This window comes from Elusimicrobium minutum Pei191 (assembly GCF_000020145.1).
GTDB lineage: Bacteria > Elusimicrobiota > Elusimicrobia > Elusimicrobiales > Elusimicrobiaceae > Elusimicrobium > Elusimicrobium minutum.
The window spans coordinates 539,115-559,480 of the sequence record NC_010644.1 but is presented as its reverse complement, the minus strand read 5'-3'; the positions used below and the strand labels follow the sequence as shown (position 1 = coordinate 559,480).

At 39.5% G+C, this 20,366-nt stretch carries 19 protein-coding genes; 2 read left to right on the top strand and 17 right to left on the bottom strand.

Features of this window, described 5'->3' with window-relative positions:
• Positions 1 to 6: 6 nt before the first annotated feature.
• The 6 genes from EMIN_RS02635 to ruvA all read right to left on the bottom strand — a co-directional run bounded on the left by EMIN_RS02635 (position 7) and on the right by ruvA (position 5,747).
• On the bottom strand, positions 7 to 654 hold the full coding sequence (locus tag EMIN_RS02635) for a hypothetical protein (RefSeq protein WP_012414680.1): 648 nt from the start codon (positions 652 to 654) through the stop codon (positions 7 to 9).
• Positions 655 to 800: 146 nt separating this feature from the next.
• A complete protein-coding gene (gene tgt / locus EMIN_RS02630; RefSeq protein WP_012414679.1) occupies positions 801 to 1,967 on the bottom strand; it encodes a tRNA guanosine(34) transglycosylase Tgt in 1,167 nt (388 codons plus the stop codon).
• Complete coding sequence (gene queA / locus EMIN_RS02625; protein WP_012414678.1) at positions 1,964 to 2,989, bottom strand: tRNA preQ1(34) S-adenosylmethionine ribosyltransferase-isomerase QueA; 1,026 nt, start codon at positions 2,987 to 2,989, stop codon at positions 1,964 to 1,966. Before queA ends, tgt begins: the two co-directional genes overlap by 4 nt.
• Positions 2,990 to 3,019: 30 nt before the next feature.
• Entirely contained in the window at positions 3,020 to 4,120 is a 1,101-nt protein-coding gene (locus tag EMIN_RS02620) for a SpoIID/LytB domain-containing protein (RefSeq protein ID WP_012414677.1), read from the bottom strand.
• On the bottom strand, positions 4,120 to 5,142 hold the full coding sequence (gene ruvB / locus EMIN_RS02615) for a Holliday junction branch migration DNA helicase RuvB (protein WP_012414676.1): 1,023 nt from the start codon (positions 5,140 to 5,142) through the stop codon (positions 4,120 to 4,122). Before ruvB ends, EMIN_RS02620 begins: the two co-directional genes overlap by 1 nt.
• Complete coding sequence (ruvA, locus tag EMIN_RS02610) at positions 5,139 to 5,747, bottom strand: Holliday junction branch migration protein RuvA (RefSeq protein ID WP_012414675.1); 609 nt, start codon at positions 5,745 to 5,747, stop codon at positions 5,139 to 5,141. Before ruvA ends, ruvB begins: the two co-directional genes overlap by 4 nt.
• Before the next feature lie 123 nt (positions 5,748 to 5,870).
• Here ruvA and EMIN_RS02605 point away from each other — a divergent pair, with 123 nt between their 5' ends.
• Positions 5,871 to 8,216: a hypothetical protein gene (locus EMIN_RS02605; protein WP_012414674.1), complete on the top strand. Its 2,346-nt coding sequence runs from the start codon at positions 5,871 to 5,873 to the stop codon at positions 8,214 to 8,216.
• Positions 8,217 to 8,541: 325 nt separating this feature from the next.
• Here EMIN_RS02605 and EMIN_RS02595 read toward each other — a convergent pair whose 3' ends face one another.
• From EMIN_RS02595 to trxA, 7 genes are all read right to left on the bottom strand, one after another.
• Positions 8,542 to 8,838: a SpoVG family protein gene (locus EMIN_RS02595; protein ID WP_012414673.1), complete on the bottom strand. Its 297-nt coding sequence runs from the start codon at positions 8,836 to 8,838 to the stop codon at positions 8,542 to 8,544.
• Positions 8,825 to 9,730: a 4-(cytidine 5'-diphospho)-2-C-methyl-D-erythritol kinase gene (gene ispE / locus EMIN_RS02590; protein ID WP_012414672.1), complete on the bottom strand. Its 906-nt coding sequence runs from the start codon at positions 9,728 to 9,730 to the stop codon at positions 8,825 to 8,827. The genes EMIN_RS02595 and ispE overlap by 14 nt, the downstream gene beginning before the upstream one ends.
• Before the next feature lie 2 nt (positions 9,731 to 9,732).
• Positions 9,733 to 10,797, bottom strand: a complete 1,065-nt coding sequence (locus EMIN_RS02585) for a toxin-antitoxin system YwqK family antitoxin (RefSeq protein ID WP_012414671.1) — start codon at positions 10,795 to 10,797, stop codon at positions 9,733 to 9,735.
• A gap of 175 nt (positions 10,798 to 10,972) precedes the next feature.
• Positions 10,973 to 12,466 carry a transcription termination factor Rho gene (rho, locus tag EMIN_RS02580; RefSeq protein WP_012414670.1) on the bottom strand — a complete coding sequence of 498 codons (1,494 nt, stop codon included), beginning with the start codon at positions 12,464 to 12,466 and terminating at the stop codon, positions 10,973 to 10,975.
• 35 nt (positions 12,467 to 12,501) lie between these two features.
• Positions 12,502 to 13,065 (bottom strand): dephospho-CoA kinase, encoded by a 564-nt coding sequence (gene coaE, locus EMIN_RS02575; protein WP_012414669.1) that lies wholly within the window; start codon positions 13,063 to 13,065, stop codon positions 12,502 to 12,504.
• Positions 13,062 to 15,650, bottom strand: a complete 2,589-nt coding sequence (gene polA, locus EMIN_RS02570) for a DNA polymerase I (protein ID WP_012414668.1) — start codon at positions 15,648 to 15,650, stop codon at positions 13,062 to 13,064. The genes coaE and polA overlap by 4 nt, the downstream gene beginning before the upstream one ends.
• A gap of 100 nt (positions 15,651 to 15,750) precedes the next feature.
• Entirely contained in the window at positions 15,751 to 16,071 is a 321-nt protein-coding gene (gene trxA / locus EMIN_RS02565) for a thioredoxin (protein WP_012414667.1), read from the bottom strand.
• 100 nt (positions 16,072 to 16,171) lie between these two features.
• On the opposite strand from trxA, the gene EMIN_RS09385 reads away from it, so the two are divergent.
• A complete protein-coding gene (locus EMIN_RS09385; protein ID WP_012414666.1) occupies positions 16,172 to 16,690 on the top strand; it encodes a type IV pilin protein in 519 nt (172 codons plus the stop codon).
• Between the two features lie 4 nt (positions 16,691 to 16,694).
• On the opposite strand, the gene EMIN_RS02555 is transcribed toward EMIN_RS09385, so the two are convergent.
• From EMIN_RS02555 to EMIN_RS02540, 4 genes are all read right to left on the bottom strand, one after another.
• On the bottom strand, positions 16,695 to 18,062 hold the full coding sequence (locus tag EMIN_RS02555; RefSeq protein ID WP_012414665.1) for an MATE family efflux transporter: 1,368 nt from the start codon (positions 18,060 to 18,062) through the stop codon (positions 16,695 to 16,697).
• A 75-nt stretch (positions 18,063 to 18,137) separates the two neighbouring features.
• Positions 18,138 to 18,338 (bottom strand): cold-shock protein, encoded by a 201-nt coding sequence (locus EMIN_RS02550; RefSeq protein ID WP_012414664.1) that lies wholly within the window; start codon positions 18,336 to 18,338, stop codon positions 18,138 to 18,140.
• A 116-nt stretch (positions 18,339 to 18,454) separates the two neighbouring features.
• A complete protein-coding gene (locus EMIN_RS02545; protein ID WP_012414663.1) occupies positions 18,455 to 19,135 on the bottom strand; it encodes a toxin-antitoxin system YwqK family antitoxin in 681 nt (226 codons plus the stop codon).
• A complete protein-coding gene (locus tag EMIN_RS02540; protein WP_041691241.1) occupies positions 19,132 to 20,361 on the bottom strand; it encodes a BaiN/RdsA family NAD(P)/FAD-dependent oxidoreductase in 1,230 nt (409 codons plus the stop codon). Before EMIN_RS02540 ends, EMIN_RS02545 begins: the two co-directional genes overlap by 4 nt.
• Between the last annotated feature and the right edge of the window lie 5 nt (positions 20,362 to 20,366).

Below are 20,366 nucleotides of genomic sequence, written 5' to 3'. Positions count from 1 at the left end.
CTTTTACTAATAATCTTCTTCTATATCATTTTTTTCCAATAAGAAAAACTCTATAACATCTTGCTCCGCTTTGGTAAATGTAGGAATGGGATAGTTATTCTCTTTTAAAAAATCCTCATATTCATAGGTTGTTTGCAGCATATAAAAGATAGCCATATGATAAGCCGCGTACTCTGCCGTCCTGTCTGCCGTGGTATCATAGTTTCTAGATATTTCGTACATTTCCTTATAAGCCCAATGCATTACTGCGTATCCTATTTGATCCTTATAATGCCTGGGTAGTCCTCCTGTTTTATCAAGAGTAATGTTAAAATATTTTCTTTCAAAATCCGCGTACTTATAAGGAGTATCAACATATTCGTTATTAACTTTATACCTTTTTATATCTTTTTTCTCAATTATACTATAGGAATCTATTTTAAACAATTCAAAAAAATATTGTTTATACCCTTCTCTTTTAGCAACAGCTAAAAGATCATTGTGGTCTAAAAGAACCGTTTCCAAATATTCATCTATATGGTACTTTTTAATATAATCTTCAAATTTCTTGTCATAAGGGAGTTTAGCATTATAAAACTTTTGCTCATCTGTTAGCTGAGCAAAAACAACCATAGGAAGTAAAAAGACAAGTAATAAACCTGCTATTTTTTTCATAAACATTCTCCATATCTTACGGATTTTATATAAACCGCCTATATAAACCGCTTATATCTGTATACTATTAGGATATAAATAAAAATTACAATTATCAAGACCCAGCCAATGGTAATTTAGGCCTAAGTAAAAAGTACCCAAAAGACCTATTTGTATTTTTCAATAATTTCTTTTTTAAGCTGTCTGAATGTACCGTCTAAAATGGCCGCTCTTACACGTTCCATAGTCTTTATTAAGAACCTTATATTATGTATTGATATAAGCCTGTGGCTGGTAAGCTCGCCCGCTCTATACAAGTGCGAAAGATACGCCCTTGTATAACGTTTGCAAACCCAGCAATCGCAATTTTTATCCAAAGGTTCCTCTGAAAGTCTGTGCGCGTTATTTTTAATATTAACCTTTCCTTCACTGGTCATGGCCTGTCCGTTGCGCGCAACTCTTGTAGGCCAAACACAGTCAAACATATCAACGCCGCGTTCAATACATTCAAGAATTTCTATCGGCGTGCCCAACCCCATTAAGTAGCGCGGTTTTCCTTCAGGTAAATGCGGTATGGTGGCTTCAACGGCGGTATTCATTTCCTGCAAAGTTTCGCCCACGCTTAAACCGCCGATACAAAAACCGTGCACGTCTTGCCGGGCCATATGCTTGGCGGCTTCTTCACGCAAATCGGGGTAAATTGAACCTTGTATAATACCAAATAAAATACTGTGTCCGACGCTAAAACTACCGTCTTCATTTTGCTGTATGTTTTGCTCCGGCACTATTTTTTTATAATGAGCAGCGGCGCGTTCCGCCCAAAGTTTTGTAGTAGCAAGCGCGCGCCTTAAATCCGCTTTATGCGCGGAGTTAGGCATAAGAACGTCTAAACAAGTCCATATGTCCGAACCTATGGCCGCCTCAGACTCTATTACACTTTCAGGCGAGAAAAAATGCTTACTGCCGTCATGATGCGATTTAAACCAAATGCCGTCTTCGGTAATTTTCCTTAAATGCGAAAGGCTGTGCACTTGAAACCCGCCCGAATCAGTTAAAATACTTTTATTCCAGCGCATAAAATTATGCAGTCCGCCAAGTTTTTTTAAAGCCTCGGTACCTGGACGCAGATATAAATGGTAAGTATTAGAAAGCAGGCATTCAGCGCCCACATAATTTAAATCCTCTTCAGTAAGCGCTTTAACGCAGGCCTGTGTGGCCACAGGCATAAAAACAGGCGTACGAACCATACCGTGTTTGGTATATAGAATACCCGTGCGGGCTTTTGAATTTTCATCTCTAGCTAAAATTTTAAAAGGACTTATAAGTTTTGTCATAATATTAACATTGAATCTCCAAAAGAATAGAAACGATAATTATTTTCAACCGCCTCGTTATACGCTTTAAAAATAAAATCTTCAGACGCGAACGCGCTTGCCATACATAAGGGCGTGGAATCGGGAAAGTGGAAGTTTGTTATAAGGCAATCTATAGCTTTAAATTTGTATCCCGGGTAAATAAATAAATCTGTCCATCTCCCCCCGCTTTTTGTTATGCCGTTTTCGGTAAAACTTTCCAAAGTTCTTGTGCTGGTTGTACCCACGGAAAATATTCTGCCGCCCGAAGCTCTGGCTTCATTAATTTTTTTTGAGGCTTCCTCACTTACAGTGCCGTATTCGGCAAGCATTTTATGTTCTTTAGGGTCAGTCTTTAAAGGCTTAAACGTGCCCCAGCCGATATGTAAAGTCACCCGCGCTATTTTAACGCCCTTATCCTCAATTTTTTTCAGAAGTTCTGGCGTAAAATGAAAGCCCGCAGTAGGCGCCGCTATAGAACCTTGAAATTGGGCATAAACCGTTTGATAACGCTCTTTATCAGTTTCAATACTGGCGCTAAGGCCGTCATGCTTTCTTGCTTTTTCAATATACTGCGGCAAAGGCATAAGCCCGTTTTCACAAGCGTAACCAAGCACATCATCATTATTAAATTTTAAAATAACCTCACCGTTTTCATTGCGAAAATCCATTACCGCTTTTAAATCCTCAGAAAAAGAAAGTTCAATGCCTTCTTTATAATCACGCATTAAGGCCGTCCATTCATTAGGTTTTTCTAACGGGCGCACGAGCAAAACTTCCACTTTGCCGCCCGTGGGCTTTTTAGCGAATAATTTAGCGGGAAATACTTTCGTGTCATTAATTACAAGACAGTCGCCGGGGGTAAAATACTGGGAAATATCTCTAAATATCCTATGTTCTATTTTCTGTCCGTCACGGTTAAGAACCATAAGTTTAGCGCTGTCTCTTGGAGTAGCTGGAGTGCGGGCGATATTAATTTTTAAATTATGAAATCTTTCAAACATTATTTTCTCTTGCAAATAAATTTTAGGTTATTAAATTTTGGAAAGTTTTGAACCAGGGTAGAAGTTTTGCAGAATTTCTTTATATTTCTCCCCCTTTTTTGCCATACCGTGCGCGCCGTCCTGGCAAAGGCCGGTACCGTGGCCGTAGCCGCGCCCGGCAAAACTAAAGCCGGAAGAAACTTTTTTAATATCCGTTAAATGACAGCTTTTAAATTTTGTTGATCCCACGGCTATTCTAAAATCGTTGCAGGAAACATTTTTCTTGCCGTTTTTTGTTTTAAGCTGTAATTGAACCGCCCTTCCATTGGAAGTTTTTTTAACTATGCTTATGGCGGTTACACCGCCTTTTAAATCTTTCTTTTCGGCAAATTTATCAATAGAGTTTTGCGCTATAACATTACTCCACGTGGCGTTTTTGCTGTGCCCGCAGGCCGCGCATTTAGCGCCGCTTAAGGGTTTAATTTTGTTTTCCGCCCCGCCCCACGGAAGCGGGTCCGTATGCCCGCCGCAATTGGCGTGGTAGTAAGTGTAAAAAAGTTTGCCGTCATATTTTAAAACTTCATTTTTAGTATCATCAACCGCTTCTTTTACAGACGGGTAAACCTTTGCCGAGCCTTTGTACATTTGGCTTCTTACGTCTGAATATAAATCAAATTTTTTGTTTACCGGTGATTCTAAGGTTTTAGCCGTATATGTGCGCGCGGCCACCGCTTGGGCTTTAAGCGCCTCTATATGCCAGGAGTAACTCATCTCATAAGGTAAAACACCGTACAAATAATTTTCAATATCGGTTTCCTCAATAATATTAAAAACATTTTTCTCAGGCGAAATTATTATTTTACCGGTATAACCGTTACCGCCTATTGTAAAAATTGTGTTCTTTAAAGGCGTTATTAAAACTTCGCCGCTTGTGGAAACAGACCCCACTTTTAAAGTACCGTTACTTATTGTTACTTTAAACGTGCCTCCTGTTTTAAGTTTGTATTTTTTGTTGGAAGCCTTGTCTGTAATAGTAAAAGCGCCGCTTGCCGTGATATCTTGTTTAGAGGAATTTTGCACAATTAAAACCTTAAGCGCAAAGCTGTTTACGCCAAACAACAAAACGGTTAAAGTTAAAATTATTTTCTTCATTAAAAAAGCATTCCTTCCGGTGATTTTCTGCCAAGGTGGTCATAGGCTTTTTTAGTAGCCACTCTTCCGCGCGGAGTTCTGGCTATAAAACCTGCTTTAATAAGGTACGGTTCTATAACGTCGGTTAAAGTGTCAATGCTTTCGCTTACCGCTATGGCAAGGTTCTCAACGCCTACTGGGCCGCCGCCGAATTTTTCAATAAGCGCCTCAAGTATGCGTTTATCCATAGTGTCCAAGCCTTCGGCGTCAATATCTAAGGATTGCATGGCAATGTCCGCTATATCGCAAGTTATTACGCCGTCGCCTTTTACCTGCGCGAAATCGCGCGCTCTTCTTAAAAGTCTGTTAGCTATACGGGGCGTGCCTCGTGAACGGGCGGCCAGCGCTTCCAAACCACGCCTGTCGGCTTCAATATTTAAAAGCTTGGCCGAACGTTCCAAAATATCAGCGATTTCGGTTATTTCATAAAAGTTAAGATTAAAAACAATGCCAAACCTGTCGCGCAAAGGCCCCGTTAAAAGGCCTGAGCGTGTTGTGGCGCCTACTAAAGTAAATTTGGGAACCGAAAGTTTTAAAGTTGTTGATCCCGCCCCTTTGCCCGTATTAATAAAAAAGTTAAAATCTTCCATAGCTGGGTAAAGCGCTTCCTCAACCGCCGGGTTAAGGCGGTGAATTTCATCCACAAACAAAATATCCCCTTCGGAAATTTCGGTAGTAAGCATGGCCGCCAAATCGCCGGGTCGTGAAAGCACAGGGCCTGAAGTTGTTTTAATATTTACGCCCATTTCTTTAGCTAAAATATTGGCAAGAGTAGTTTTACCTAAGCCGGGAGGAGAGTAAAAAAGAGTATGGTCAAGCGCTTCGCCGCGTTTTTTAGCGGCTGTTAAAAAAACATGCAGGTTTTCCTTTAAACTGGCCTGGCCCACAAACTCACGCAAAGACGACGGCCTTAAAGCCGCGTCAAGCCCGTTCTTTTCTTCACTGCTGGGGTTTAAGTCCAGCACTTCGTTATAGCTGCTCATTTCTTTAATATCCTTAATGCCGCCCTGATAATATTTTCAACGCTGTCATTGGCAAGACCTGTTTTGTAAAGTTGGTCAATAGCTTTCCTGGCTTCCATAGGGCTGTAGCCCAAAGCGGTTAACGCCATCATAACTTCTGACATAAAAGGCGCTTCACCCTCTATTTTTATTTTAGGAACGCCGGCTATTGTAACGGCATCCATCTTGCCGTCTAAAGAATGGATAAGTTTTTCAGCCGTTTTAGCCGTAAAACCGAAAATACCCGTTAAAATTTTAGGATCTTTTTTTACTATAGCGTTATGAAAATCTGCCACGCTTCTAAGCGCTTTATTTAAATATTCAAGCGCCTTTTTAGCGCCTGTATTGGGAATAGATGTTTTAAAAATGGCCCAAAGCTGTTTGTCTTCTTTAGTTAAAAAACCGTATAGCACGGTTCCGTCATAGGGAGAAATTGACTCGGCTATATAAAGGGCGGTTTCCTGCCCCTCTTCTAAGGCCGATACTGCCACGGGCGCGCAATTAACTTCATAGCCCACCCCGTTTACTAGTATCAGAACGCTGTCTTCCGATAAAGATAAAATTTGCCCCTTTAAGTAACCTATCATATATTCATTTTACATTTTTATTATGTTTAATTCATATAGGTCTTAGGGCCTATGCAAGAATAGGCCCAAAGACCCTGGGCAAACAGAAGTAATATTTTTATTATAATTACAGAGGGTTTAATTATGATTAAAAAATTTATATCAGCTTTACTTGTACTTAGTTTAACTTCAACCGCTTTCGCACAGCACTTGCCGGTTGCCCCCTACGCTTTAGAACGCAAAAACAGACAGTCTGTAAATAAAATTGATAATTTAAGAGTGGTAAAGCATGTTCCTATAGAACTTATAAATGAAACCCGCACACAGCCGCCCAAAAAACCGAAAACGGACGCTCCTATACAAAATTCCGTTAACATTTTAGAGAATCTTGCCTTATCTCAAAATGATATTGAATTGCAAAACGCCAAGTTAGCAAAGTCTTTCACAAACGCAAGCAAAGAAAAACAAAAAGAATTTCTTAAAGCGTTTAACCAAAAATATGAGCCCGACCATGTGTTTTATTACGGCAAATACAGAAATATCGCCGTTCAATACGATGAAAACGGCAGCATCTACGTAGAAGGGCAGCTTACAGTAATATCCCCTATGGAAGGCGGCCCGACAAAAATATTAAACCCCGTTTTTTACGCTTTGGCTTTTAACCATGATTCCGCGCCTTTTCCAGTTCAATGGAAGGCGGAGCTTGAAAATTTTATAAACATTCTTATCAACACGGAAAACAACGCCAACCATACAAAACTTTTAAAAACCGCCGCTAACGAATTTATTGATACCGCCATAAACGCGCTTAAGTACGGAACTATGGAAGATAAAATATATATAATGAGTTTTTTGTATGATTATATTTTAAACCCCGATACGGAAAACCCAGCGGGCATGTTTATAACGCCTTTTCTTACGCAGGCTAAAAGAGCGGCAATTATTTACGAATTAAAAAAAATAAGCGCCATAACAAAATGTGACCATAGTTTTGTAGCAAAGCAAAAAGGCGTTGAGCAAAAAAACTCAACAAGATATATAGCAATGGCAATGCGCCGGCCTACATTTAGCAACAGTTACGCTATTATGGAAAGAAGGGGTACCTCCACTCGCGAATATATTGACGAAGTTTTTGCTTTTATGCAAAACACTTTTGACCCTGAAGCAAGTGCCTGGGGGGATAAACAACAAGTCTTTTCATTATTAGACGGTTATAATTTGGAAGGAACTATAGGTTCACCTGGGGTTTTATGCATGGGCTCGGGCCTTGCATCGTACACTTTGGCCTTAGCGGGAGAAAAGGATCTTTTGCAGCTTTACCGTGAACTCGGCGATGAATACGGTAATGACCACGCCAATACAATAAGAGGGTTTTTTACGTTGCAGGCAATAGTGTCCACAACAACCCAAGGCAAGACTGTTGAAAACATTACTTTAATGCAGGCAAGAAAGGCTATCCAAAACCTCGATGAAGCCATAAGAGTTTTAATTAAAAAATATAATTTAGGAAGAAGTTCCTGGGACGGTTTTTTAGAAACGGACAGATATAGCTCTTTAGGAGAAGGATATGTTCTTATAAACCGAGCGTTTAACTTAGTAAATAATTTAAGCGGCAGAGACCAAAATTCCGCCATGATAGTGCTTAGGAAATATATGAACGCCGATTTCCCTAAGGACAAAACGACTTTTAAATACAGTGAAAAATTTCACCCCAGCGCTAAAACGGCAGCTTTGGTAAATTACGCTTCAATATACGCGCAAAACTTAAGAAAAGAATATCCTGACTACGAGTATAAAATGTCAAGATATTATATAACCACCGATAAAGACACTAATTCACCCATGATCTTAAGAATAAAAGGTTTGCCCGAAGTGGAAGCAAAACGACTTCACCAGCTTCTTAACGATTTGTATTTCAGGCTTTACACTATGTACGTAAATGTTGAGGGCAACCAAAAGCAGGTAGCTAAAGCAAAACAGCAAATACACGCCGTTATGTCACAACTGACAGGTAACACAGCCGGTGTGATAGGTATTGAGCCTTCTAAATTAGGTAAAAAGAAATTACCCCAAAGAGAAAAACCTTCGCAAGACACTATGATAACCGATTTCGGGCACCAATATCATTACAGATATAACGCTGCTGAAAATCTTTATAAAACATCTACAAGTATTGAGGATGTTACAAATGAAAGTTTCCTTTTCGCTTTTGATTTTATTGTAAGTATTTCAGCTATTATCGCAAATGTTATGCAAGGCAACGGCGGCAACATGTATAAAGAAGCGAAAAAAAATATTAACTCGCTCCTTGAGTCAGAACCTGACCCGTCGTTTAACAGATACCCGGACATGCCGGCAAGAGAAAACAGAAATTATACAGCACCCGCGCAAAATTCTTTTGAACTTTACAAATATAATAATATTTTAAATAATGTTAAACTTCAAAACACCTTTAACTTTAGCCAGCCGCAAACGCAACAAAAAAAATAAATTTATCGTAAAAACCCCCGCGAAAACGCGGGGGTTTTTACGATAAATTTTTATTAATAACCCGCCACATATTTTTAATATTAAAATTCGCGGTTAAAATAATTTTCTAACAATTATCGGATACGGAAACAAGCTTAAATTTCTTTATAAAAACAATTAAAAACGAGCTTTTGCGAGGCCGCTATAACATAAAACCCCTGTGTACAAATATATTATACACAGGGGTTTTATTAAATGGTTTCCGGACTAGGATTCGAACCTAGAATGAGCGGACCAAAACCGCTAGTGATACCATTTCACCATCCGGAATAAAATTTAATATGTTCTATTCTTCTTCGTGCGATGTTTTTTTAGCGCCGTCAGGGTTTTTAGCAAGCTCTTCCGTATAAGCTTTTAAAACGTTAGTTTCAAGATACTCCCTAAATTCCTGGTTGATAGGATGAACCATATCTTTATGGGAACCATCAGGAAGCTTTCTTGACGGCATACATAAGAAAACACCTTTTGTGCCTTCAACAACCTTCATGTTTCTGACTACAAAAGAGTCATCAAATGTAACGCTCGCAAACGCCTTTAAACGCTCTTCACCCATTAGGTGAATTCTTATTTCAGTAATTTTCATTATACAAACCCCTCCAAAGTTGCGTTTTTACTGCAACACAACCCCGATTTATTAATTTTTCAGCAAATGCACAGGCATCACTGGAACTATCAAATAAACTAAAAACTGTTGAACCGGAACCGGACATCATAATATTTTTGGCTCCTAGGGTTTGCATTAACTTCTTTAACTCCAAAACAGGCTTACTGAAAGGTAATACATAATCTTCTAATCTGTTATATATGTATTTTTCCCACGCACTTCCTTCTGTAAGACCAGCTATAATTTTATCAAGCTTAGCCAAGTTTGTCAATATTTCTTCTTTACTTCCAACCTTCAGCCTATCAAAAACATCTTTAGTAGATATGTGCGTATCTGGGTAAGACAACACCACATAAGGCAGTGCGTCTTTAATTTTTAAAGGCGTAAGTTTTTCACCTATGCCTTCTCCTTTTAAAACAGGTTCGTCATATAGAAACAACGCTACGTCCGCGCCGAGTTTAGCAGCCAAAGGAACAAGCATTGTAAAATCTGTCTTATAATGGTTGCAAAAAGTGCGAAGGAGGCATCCTGCATCCGAAGAGCCGCCCCCCAACCCCGCGCCTGTCGGAATATTTTTTTCAAGCGATATATCGCATTTGGCGCTTATGCCTGTAAATTCAAAAAAACGCTGAGCCGCCTTATAAACAAGGTTATCCGCGTCGGCCGTTATGGCATGCCCGTAGGGGCCTGTTATTTTAAGGTTGATTTCCGTCTTATCTGACGGAGAAAGGGTTAGTAAAATATTATCCCCAAAATCTAACTTTGCAAAAATTGTTTGCAGTTCATGGTAACCGTTAGGCAGTTTGGAAACTATCTCTAAAAATAAATTTATTTTAGCGGGACAGAATATCTTTAAGGAAGCTTCGTTCATGTTTATCTCTTTTTCTTAACAGGCAGGCCGTAGCTGTACATTTCGGAGAATAATATTGTGCCATTCTTATCATACACAACTCTTTCCCCTTCCAGTAAACCATGTTTGTAATGTTCTTTTAAATAAAGTTCGCCGGAAGGGAAATAGGCTATTCTCTCCCCCTCCAACTGAGCGTTTACGTACATTTCTTTATACCAAACCGCGCCGTTGTAATAATAAAAAATCCTGGGGCCGTTAAGACGGCCTTTTTTATAATTCTCTTCAATGCTTAAAATACCGTTTTCAAAATAAACTTCACGCTTGCCGTCAAGTTTGTTCTCATCATAATTTTCACTTATGGCGGGGCGTCCGTTAGGAAAAACTGTAAGCCGCGTTCCGTGAAGTTTGGCATCCTTATAAAAAGCCTGCTCGGTTATTCTTTCTTCACCGCGGTAAATATAATAAGCCGCAGGCCCTTCAAGCCTGCCATTGGAATAAACTTCTTTTAAAATAATACGCGATAACTCGTCATATTTAACAAACGGCCCTTCAAGCACTCCGTTTTGGTAACAGGCTTCAGATTTAATTTCACCGGTTTCATAATATTCTTTGTAAACACCGTTCTTTATATTACCCGAAACTAACGCACCGTCAATAACAGAACATTTGGCTATTTCACTGCCGTTCTCATAAAAAACGATATTATCTTTTACTTTTTCACAACAAAGCCCTTTGTCGCCGGGTTTGGCAACAGGAAAATCTTCTTCTTTATTTTTATTTTTGGGAGATATAGGCGCTATTGTAGCGGTATCTATAATATTTTTAAGCTCACCGTCTTTATACTCTTCCGTCATTGTTACTTTGCCCGTAATAATGTCAATAACCTCAAGTTTGCCTTCCAATATGCCCCTTTTGTAATTCTTTACAGTTTGCATATTAGAAAGGTATTCCGTTACCTTACCGTCGGGTATTTTGCCGTTTTTACGAATGACATAGCCGTTTTCGTCCAAAAGTTCCTGCGCGACGAGAACAGCTTTATAATAAAGCTTTTTTTTGCCTATGCCTATTGATATTATTTCTTCTTCCATACATTTATTATAATAAAAAAGGCGCTAAAAAGACTGCTTTATAAAAGCTGCTTTTTTGCGCCTTAAAAATATGTGCTTTTAATGTTAACCGCCAGGTCACAAAACACCACATCCTTACGGCGGTGATGTGGTGCAGTGTATTTATAAAAATCCCGCCTGCCGGCGGGATTTTTTATTATAAGCTTGAAACTTCCATTTGTTTTAAAAAGTCCTTATTAGACTTACTGGCCACAATTTTATCTCTAAGAAGCGTCATGGCGTCAACTGAGGTTAAAGGAGCAAGAACTTTGCGTATAATCCACACTTTGTTAAGTTCATCTTCGGAAAGAAGCAAATCCTCCTTTCTGGTTGAACTTCTGTTTAAATCAATAGCGGGGAAAAGACGTCTGTCGGAAAGTTTTCTGTCCAAACATATTTCACTGTTGCCCGTGCCTTTAAATTCTTCGAAAATAACTTCGTCCATTCTGCTGCCCGTTTCAACAAGAGCCGTAGCTATAATTGTAAGAGAACCGCCCTCTTCCATATTTCTTGCCGCGCCTAAAAATCTTTTAGGGCGCTGTAAGGAGGTCGCTTCCAAACCGCCGGTAAGAACACGTCCGCTTGAAGGCGTAACCGTGTTGTAAGCGCGAGCAAGACGTGTAATAGAGTCAAGCAAAATCACAACGTCTGTGCCTTGCTCAACAAGTCTTTTTGCTCTTTCCAAAGCCATTTCGGCCACTTGTACGTGTCTGTCCGGGGCTTCGTCAAAAGTGCTGGCAATAACCTCGCCCTTAACGCTGCGGCTCATGTCGGTAACTTCTTCGGGCCTTTCGTCAATTAACAAAACTATAAGTTTTACTTCTTTATAATTGTTTGTTATTGAGTTTGCTATGCTTTGCATCATCATAGTTTTACCGGTTTTTGGAGGCGCCACTATAAGAGCCCTCTGCCCGCGGCCTATGGGGGCCATAAGGTCAATAATACGCTGGGTTATATCGTTTTTATCTAATTCAAGAGTAAAGCGTTTATTAGGATGCAGCGGCGTTAAGTTGTCAAACAAAGGCCTGTTATAAATTTTTTCAACCTCTATGTCATTAACTTTTTGCACCTGCAACATGGCAAAAAATCTTTCACCGTCTTTTGGCGGGCGGATAAGGCCTTCAATAGTATCGCCCTTTCTTAAACCAAAACGTTTAATTTGCGAAGGCGAAACATAAATATCTTCCGGCCCGGCTAAGTAATTATTATCCTCGGAGCGGAGAAAGCCGAAACCGTCGGGCAAAATTTCCAAAACGCCGCCGCCGTAAATAGAACCGTTTTGTTTAGCTTGCACTGCTATAATTTTGCCTATTAAAGCCTGTTTTTTTAAGCCTGAAGTTTCTTCAATATTTAAGTTGACCGCAAGTTTAGTAAGTTCAGCCACGCTTAATTTGCCTAATTCACGCGCGTCCATAACTTTTGCGCCGTTAGGCGTGCGCACCTGTTGTTGCTGGTAACCGTTGCCGTTGCGAGTAAAAGGACGCTGCTGTGTTTTGGACGCGGAAGCGTCTTTAACCTCTTTTGTTTCCTTAGGTTCTTTGACTTCTTTAGCCTCTTTGCTTTCCTTTACATCTTTTATTTCTTTAACTTCTTTGGAGACTTCTTTAGTCGTAACTTTTTCTTTATTTTCTTCAAGACTTTTTTCTGTCATAACACTCCGATTAAGGGCCGTTAAAAAGGCCTTTTTTATTTTATTGCTTTATATATTTTTTTTATTTTCACTTCTAATTCTTTTAATGAACCGTCATTTAAAATAACCATATCCGCCCTTTTTGCTTTTTCTTCCCCACTCATTTGCGCTTTTGCGCGCAGCTTAAAATCATTAGCGCTTATGCCTCTTTTTTTAACACGCTCCGCTAAAGCTTTGTTTGAGGAAGTTACGCATAAAGTTAAGTCAAAATATTTTTCAAAGCCTGCTTCAAAAAGAAGAGGCACCTCAAAAACTATAATTTTATTTTTTGTTTTTTTAACTCTCGCAAAAGCTTCTCTCATAACTCTGGGATGTAAAATACGTTCAAGCTGTTTTCTTTTTGCGGAATTTGTAAAAATTTGTTTGGCAAGGACTTCTTTATCTGTAGTTTTAAAAATTTTAAATATTTCTTTTTTTATATTTTCACGCTGCTGCAGTTCGCGCACTATTTCGTCTGAACTTATGGTAAAAGCGCCAAATTTTTTAAATATATCCAAAGCAGCGCTTTTGCCGCTTAATATGGTGCCTGTAAGTCCTATTTTAACTTGACAATTACTCATAGCTTTAGCTTCTCCATCTCATACCAGTTTACACCGGTTTTGGCTTCCGCAAGCAACGGAACTTTAAGTTCTATAGTGTGTTCCATTTTATTTTTAATAACGGCAGCTTCTTTAAGCAGGTTCTTTTCGGGCAGTTCAAAAATAAGTTCGTCATGCACCTGTAAAAGCATTTTTACTTCCGTCCCTTTATAATGATTAAAAATATCAGCCATGGCTTTTTTGATAACGTCCGCGCTGCCGCCTTGAACAATAGTGTTAATAGCCGCCCTTTGCGCGAAAGAAGCCATATGTCCGCTGCCCATTTTAAATTCCGGCAAATAGCGTATATGCCCCAAAAGCGTTTTAACGTATCCTCTTTCCCTGGCTAGGGCAATATTTTTATCAATCCACTCACGCACGCCTTTGTAAACGGCAAAATAATTATCAATATATTCCTTGGCTTCACGCACGGAAATGTTTAAATTTTGGGAAAGGCCCATCGGCCCCTGCCCGTAAATAATGCCAAAGTTAATAGCCTTGGCCGAGGAGCGCATTTCGTCAGACACCATTTCACGCATAACGCCGAAAACTTCGGCCGCAGTTTTGGTGTGAATATCCCCTCCTTCTTTAAAAGCGTTTACCAAAACAGAATCTTGCGATTCATGCGCGAGCAGTCTTAAATCTATTTGCGAATAGTCCACGCTTAACAATGTTTTGCCGCCTTCCGCCACAAAAGCGCGCCTTAACATGCGCCCTTTAGGAGTGCGTATCGGAATATTTTGTAAATTTGGGCTTGAACTTGAAAGCCTGCCTGTCACCGTGCCCGTTTGGTCTAAATAAGTGTGCACGCGGGAATTGCCGTCCGCCAGCATAATAAGATTGTCAACATAAGTTGACTTAAGTTTGGCGTTAGAGCGGTATTCCAGAATTTTTTTTACTATAGGGTGAAGGTTAACCAACTGCTGCAAAACTTCTTCATCAGTGGAATAACCCGTTTTTGTTTTTTTAACTGAAGGCAGTTTAAGTTGGTCAAAAAGAAGCGCGCCAAGCTGTTTGGGGGAATTAACGTTAATTTCCCTCTGCGCGTCTTTATTAATATCATTTTGTATGGCCGCGATTTCACCTTCTAATGTTTTTGAAAAGTTTTCAAGCCAGGCTTTATCAACCAAAACGCCTATCTCTTCCATAGCCAAAAGCACGGTTATTAAAGGAAGCTCAAGCTCATTAAAAATTTTAAATTGGTCTTTTTCCTTAAGATCACGCTCCAGGACTTCTTTTAAAGACCATATATATTGGTTTTGGAGAGTTAAAAATTCTTTTTCGTCTTTAGGTTCTATAATAACGTCCAAATACTGCGCTGCAAGAGCTTTAAACCCGATATCAGCCCCCGGATTTAAAGAATATGCCGCAAGACGCACGTCAAAACAGTTAATAATTTCTTTAGGAGTTACATCTAAAGCCCTTAAAGTAAATTTCACGTCATAACTTATTTTTAAAATTTGTTTATTGTTAGCAAGCTCTTCTATTTTTAAAAGTTCTTCTTGGGTCAGGTTATCTAATTCTTCAAGGCAGCAGGTTTGCGAATCAGCGGATATTAAAACAAAGTTTTCATCGGTCTGTATAAACATCTTATCTTTTATTTTATTTACGACTTCATTAAAGGATATCCCCTGTTTAATTTCAGTATCTTGTGAAAACAGTTCCCCCTCCGGGGTGTTTTTTGGACGCGCGCTATCAAAAGCGCTTAGAAGATTTTTAAATTCGTACTTTGCAAATAATTCAGACAGTTTAGCCGGCGCAGGCGGTGAAAAAACAGCATCTTCTAAAGTAAAATCCATAGGAATATTTTCATCTAAAGTAACAAGCTGTTTTGAAAGTATAGCAACAGCTTCGTTATCTATAATTTTTTGCGCGGCGCCCTTTTTTATTTTCGGGTTGCCGGCTTTGGCCTCTTTTATAATATCTTCAAGATATCCGAAATTATTAATAAGTTCGGCGGCGGTTTTGGGCCCCAGCCCGGCCACCCCGGGCACATTGTCGGAAGAATCCCCCACAATGGCAAGGTAATCGGTTAAATATTTTTGGGCTATATTAAATTTTTCTTTTACGTAATCCGGGCCTTTTAAAGATTCTTTAGCCGCGCCTGCGGGCCAAAGTTTAATATGTTCGTTAAGTAGTTGTAAAGCGTCTTTATCGGAAGTAGCTAAGACAGCGTCCGCGCCTTCGGCAACGCTTTTTTTAGCTATAAAACCTATAATATCGTCGGCCTCAATCCCCTGAACGGCAAAAACTTTAAGTCCCATTCCGGACACAACTTCCCTGGCAAGCTGCAATTGTGTTAAAAGGGCTTCATCAACAGGTTTGCGGTGGGCTTTGTAGTCGGAAAACATTTTCTTCCTTTTTGTACTGCCGCCCCTGCTGTCAAAACATACGGCAACGTAGTGGGGTTTTTTTTCTTCCACTAATTTAACCAGCCACCTGACAAAACCGTAAAGCGCGCCCACTTCCAATCCTTGTGAGGTTGAAAGTTTAGGCAAAGCGTGGTAATTCCTGTGCAGGAAGTTGTGCGCGTCTGCTATATAAATAGTTTTTTTGTCAGCTGACATAAATTTAAAGTTGATTTTATTTTGGTAAGTATTTTAGATTTTTTATCCGCCCGTTTTAAAACGGGCGGATAAAACTTAGAACAAATATATGATAGTAGAATTAAATTAGTGCGTCAATAGTTTTTTTAAGTGATTCCTTGCTTTGCAAACCTATAAGAACCTGCGCGGGTTTACCGTCTTTAAAAACTATTACGGTAGGAATAGACGAAATCCTGTAATTTGAACTTACGCCGGGGGCGTCGTCCGTATTAACTTTGCCGAATTTCGCTTTTCCTTCATATTCTTTGGCCGTTTCTTCAAAAATGGGGGCGAACATTTTGCAAGGGCCGCACCATGTTGCCCAAAAATCAACCAAAGCCACGCCTTTAGAATTCTCTATTTCAGTTTTAAAATTGTCATCTGTTAAAATAATTTCACTCATACCATTCCTCCCGTCTCTTATATAAAAGAATACCAGACTTTATTTATTATGTCAATTGAGATTAAAATTTTATATACTGAAAAAAAGAGGGAACTGCCAAATGAAAAAAGCGTTTACATTGATTGAACTTTTAGTGGTTGTTTTAATAATAGGAATTTTGGCCGCTATAGCGGTGCCGCAATATAATAAAGCGGTTTTAAAAAGCCGCGCTACCGAATCTATGATTATAGTAAACGCTATTTACGGCGCTTTGGAAAGATACAAACTGGCAACGGGCCAATACCCGTCTACAATGAGCAATTTTCCATCGGCGGCGGAAATTAACGAATACCTTGACATTGAAATATCTTTGCCAAAAAACACAGCAATTTTTTATTATCCGCACTCGTATTTCGGTATTAATTATAATACCGCCTCGGTAAGATTTACAATATCAAAAGGACTGTCTGAAAATCCCAACACAACAATACAATCTCACAGGCCGGGCACTTTGTCCTGTTGGGCGTATGACACACAAAACTCATTCGATCTCGCAGGGCAAAATGTCTGCAAAAGTTTTTGCAGTTCTCTTTCCAATGAAGTCGCAGGCACTCCAACTAAAGCCTGTTTTATAAAATAAAGCGCTATTTGGCGGTTATATCAATTGTACGCCATCTGCCCATAAAGAATCTTACAGTCATAAGAACGGCTGTTACTACCGCGTAAAATGTAAGCCAGCCCCATATAAACAAAACGTCTTTTTTAAGTATATAAACAAAAATATATGTGCCTGGCACCAAAATAAGCCAGCCGCTGGCAAGCATAGCTACCATATGAAATTTTGTATCACCCGCGCCGCGCAAAGTATCGCCAAAAATTAAATATATACAGTCCGCAAATACGAAAAAAGAAACTATTTTTATAAGAGGCAGCGCTAATTTGGTTATCTCTGCCGTACCTTCGGCCCCTGTCTGTAAAAACAAACCTATAAAAATATTAGGAACAAGTATAAATAAAGCCGCTAAAGTGCCCGCGTACGCCAAACCCATTTTGCAGGCGTTTTTTACAACTTCCACAACTTTATCGGGCTTTTTCATACCCATATATCGGCCTACAACTATTTGAACGCCAAGCCCCAAACCAAGTATCGGCATAAAAGATAATGTTTGCATGCTTATAGCTATATTATGCGCAGCTAAAGAAAACATATCCAAATGGCCTACAAAAAAAGTAAATATGGTAAAGGAAAGAATATCCGTAAAAAAGCCGAAGCCGTTTGGCACGCCGTACCTTACAAGACGCATAAACGCCAGCTTATTAAAACCGGCAAGTTTGGCAATCCTGTATTTCCTTTCATTTTTATGGTTAAAAATAAATAATATATAGCAAAAAACCATGCCCGCGTTACCAATGATATAAGCAACCCCCGCGCCCTTTATCCCCATTTCGGGAAAACCGAAATGTCCAAAAATCATAGCGTAGGCGAAAAACATGTTTATTATATTACCTATAATTGTAACGGACATCGGAACCGTGGTTTTGCCGCGGCCTATAAAAAAAGCGGAAAGGGCGTTAGTTAAAATAATTACCCCGCCGAAAAGGTTAAGAATGCCGAAATATTGTTTTTCCAAAACAACAACTTCGGGGGCATGGTCAAAAAGGTCAATAACCCAAAAACCGACGGGCGTAAGCAACGCTATAATTATACCTGAAAATAAGGATATTATTATCCCCTGCCATAAAGAAACGGATATATTGGCCCTTTTTTTCTGCCCATCATACTGCGCCACAAAAACGCCCGTATAGGCGGCTATACCCATAAACAAAGCTACAAAAGTAAAAGCCAAAGATCCGCCGGGTACGCAGGCCGCCAAAGCGTCCGGCGAATAGCGGGACAAAAAAATCCTGTCAACAAACTGCATTGTAACTATAGAGGCGTTTGTAATAATTAAAGGATAAGCTACAAGCCAAATTTCCTTTATTAAAGATTTAGATTTTTTTGCGTTTCCCACTTATTTTTCCCTTTAAAAAAAGCAATCCCCCGCCCTGTTAGAGGCTTGGGATTGCTTTTCAGAATAAAAGTCAAATTATTTTCTAACGTTGACGGCTTTGGGACCTTTATCAGATTCCACAATGTCGAACTCAACTTCTTGACCTTCAGAGAGGGTTTTAAAACCTTCCCCTTTGATTTCCTGATAGTGTACAAAGAGGTCTTTTGAGCCATCTTCGGGGGTTACGAAGCCGTAACCTTTTTGGTCGTTAAACCATTTTACTTTTCCTTTTGCCATTTACATTTACTTCCTTACTAATGTGATTAAGGTTATTATTTCAAACCTTATAATTATTGTAGCATAAAAATTTATTTTTGCAACAATTTTTTTAAGTTTTTAAAGACTTAGGTTTCCTAAAACATTTTTTTAAACTGTAAAGCGCCGTTCTCGAAGTGCCACTCCTCAGTTAACACTCCGTCAGCCGAATACTTTTTTGTTATACCGTGCGCTTTGCCGTCTTTATAAGAAGAAACCAACGCTATAGCGCCGTTGTCATGATAAATTATTTTATCGCCCACAAGTTTATCCTTTTTATATGTGCATTCAGCGTGCACAAAACCACTTTCGCTGTATGTTACAACCTCGCCGTCTAAAAAGCCGTTTTTAAAAGTAGCTACTTCCAAAAGCCTTCCGCTGGCGTAATATTTTATTTGCTTGCCGTGCTGAACGTCATGCTCATAAAAAATTTCTTTCTGTAAAGATCCGCTGGGCTGGTATACGCGCACAACGCCGTTTAAAAGGCCGTCTTTATAAGTTTTTTCAAGGTTAACCACGCCGCTTTCAAGATAGGTGCGGCTTACGCCGTTTCTTACCCCATTAACAAAAGGGCATTCAAAGTAAATCCTGCCGCTGTTATAAAATTCTTTAACCATACCATCGGGGATAGTACCGTCCATGCTGACGGTATCCATACTTTCGTTTAAAGTTTCGGTAGCTATTTTTTTATTATCTAAATAATATTTGCGCAAGTACCCCTTTTTACCCGAGCCTAAAGGAGCAAGCTTTCTCACAATAACCTTTTCTTCAACGCTCATAAATCCTCCAAAACAGCTTTTGCGGCTTTATAGCCGCAGCCAAAAGCAAAATGTAAATTAAAACCGCCGCTTTTACCGTCAACATCTAACATTTCCCCTAAAATATATACATTAGCACATTTTTTTGATTCCAGGGTGTTCGGGTTTATTTCTTTAACGTCAACACCTCCCGCCGCGGCGTAGGAATCCTCCCACTTAGCAGGCCGGCCCGGTGCAAAAACCCAGTTTTGTAAAACGTCCGCCAGATTACAGAAAACATCGTCCTTCATTCTGCCGGCCAAAACAGTTTTTTCTATACCTGAAAGTAAAATTAATTGCTCAGCAATGGTTTCATGCAGTATGCCTGTAAAAAAATCTTTTATTTTGCGGTTCTTGTATTCGGCCCGCCTTTGCTCCATATAAATTTTAAAATCAGCCCGGTTAACAAAAGGCAGTAAATTTAAACTTATTTTTGCGCCGGGGTTACGGGCCAAAACCCTGCTTACATTCATAACAGGTATGCCGTTGAGCCCGTTTTTAGTAAACATAACTTCGCCCTTTGAACTTATTAATGTTTTCTTTTCCAAAATAACAGAAACTTCCGCATCTATCCTTACGCCTTGTAATTTGGCAAGCGGGTTTTGCTCTAAAACAACGGGGCTTAAAGCAGGCGCTGTTTCAACTACGCTATGACCAAAGCCTTGGGCCAAAGTATAACCGCTGTCCGTACCGCCGCATTGCGGGTACGCTTTTGAACCGCAGGCAAGCATTAATTTTTTCGCTTTAAATATTTTGCCGTTTTCGGCGGTAACGATAAAAACGGAATTTCGGGAAATCTCTTTTATTTTATGCTCTGTTAATAAAACGCCGTCGTTTTCCTCTAAAGCAAGCGTTAAAGCGCCGGCCACGGCTGTTGCCTTATCAGTTACAGGGAAATAGCGCCCGTCATCTTCTTCTTTTAATAAAACGCCAATAGATTTAAAAAATTCAACACTTTCTTTAAAAGAAAAGCTTTTAAGCACGTTTTTAATAAAATCCTTTTCGCCAAAATAACAATTCTCAGACATATTTTTATTTGTAACGTTGCACCTGCCGTTGCCGCTTACCAAAATTTTACGCGCGGCTGTTTTGCCCGCTTCCAATACCAAAACACTTTTACCCCCGCGCGCCAAAACAACAGCCGCGGCAAGCCCTGATGCCCCCGCGCCTATTACAGCTGTATCATAAACTTTATTTTCTGTGTTCATTAACA